A 1,468-nucleotide genomic window follows, 5' to 3' on the forward strand; every position below is an offset into this window, starting at 1 on the left:
ATGTCGTTGGGCGCAAAGCCAGCGTCCACCGCAGCGCGCGAGGCGCCGATGGCGGCACCGAGTTTGTCGGCAATGCCATTAAGTAGCTTGAAGTTCTCTTCATTGCCCATGCCGCGGCCGCCGGAGATCACGACCTTGGCACCACCGAGTTCGGGCCGATCCGACGTGGCCAATTCTTCGCTGATGAAGGTGGATTGGGTGTTCTCGACGACCACATCAACCGCTTCGACGGTGGCGGTGGCGCTTTCCGCCACGCCGTCGTAGGCGCTGGGGCGCACGGTGATGACTTTCAGCGCGTCACTGCTTTTTACCGTGGCGATGGCGTTACCGGCGTAGATCGGGCGCTTGAAGGTATCCGCGCTCTCCACACTGATGATGTCGGAAATCTGGCTGACGTCTTTGAGCGCGGCCAGGCGCGGCATGACGTTTTTACCCGTGGTGGAGGCCGAGGCCAGCACGTGGGTGTAGTCGTCGGCAAGTTCGGCCAGCAATTTGCCCATGGGCTCGGCGAGTTGGTGGGCGTAAACGGCGTTATCCGCTACGCGCACTTTATTGACGCCCTCAAGCTTCGCTGCGGTGTCGGCGGCGCCTTGGACGTTTTCTCCCGCGATCAGGACGTCGATATCGCCGCCGCCGTCTTTGATAATCTGTTGCGCGGCGGCGACCACACTCGCGGTGGCGCCGGCAAGTTGGCCTTCGTGGAGGTCAGCAAGTACCAGAATGCTCATGCGATCACCTTGGCTTCGTTTTTCAGTTTGTCGACCAGCTCATCCACGGAGCCTACTTTGATGCCGCCTTGGCGCTCGGCGGGCGGCTCGACGCTCACCAGGCTGACGTTGCTGGCAAAGGAAACGCCGAGATCGTCAGGGGTTTTGACGTCCAGCGGCTTTTTCTTGGCCTTCATGATGTCGGGAAGCTTGGCGTAGCGCGGCTCATTGAGGCGCAAATCGGTGGTGATGATCGCGGGAAGAGGGAGTTCGATGACCTGCAGACCGCCGTCGATTTCGCGGGTGACGGTGACTTTCTCACCCTCGACCGCTACACCGGAGGCAAACGTGCCCTGCGGCAGGTCGGTGAGCGCGGCGAGCATCTGCCCGGTCTGGTTGTTGTCGCTGTCAATCGCCTGCTTGCCGAGCAGGACTAAGCCCGGCTGCTCGTCTTCCACCAGTTTGGCAAACGCTTTCGCTGCCCCCAGCGAGTCGACGCGCTCGTCGGTCTGAACGTGAATCGCGCGGTCGGCGCCTAAGGCAAGGGCGGTGCGCAACTGCTCCTGGGCTTGTTTCGGGCCAATCGTGACCGCGACAATCTCGGTCGCCACGCCCTTCTCTTTCAGGCGTACGGCTTCTTCTACGGCGATTTCGCAGAAGGGATTCATGGCCATTTTGACGTTGGTGAGATCAACGTCAGAATTATCCGGCTTGACCCGAATTTTGACGTTGTAGTCGATGACGCGTTTCACCGCGACGAG

General features: G+C 61.0%; 2 protein-coding genes. Both read right to left on the reverse strand.

Annotation, left to right across the window (positions count from 1 at the left end; all coding sequences use genetic code 11):
• A partial coding sequence (locus HZS81_RS17915; RefSeq protein WP_179931882.1) for an electron transfer flavoprotein subunit alpha/FixB family protein occupies nucleotides 1–728 on the reverse strand: 728 nt, incomplete at its 3' end.
• Nucleotides 725–1,468 (reverse strand): electron transfer flavoprotein subunit beta/FixA family protein (locus tag HZS81_RS17920; protein ID WP_179931883.1); only part of this gene is annotated, 744 nt, incomplete at its 5' end. The genes HZS81_RS17915 and HZS81_RS17920, both read right to left, overlap by 4 nt.

It is taken from the genome of Vreelandella salicampi (assembly GCF_013415105.1).
In the GTDB taxonomy this organism is placed as follows: Bacteria; Pseudomonadota; Gammaproteobacteria; order Pseudomonadales; family Halomonadaceae; genus Vreelandella; species Vreelandella salicampi.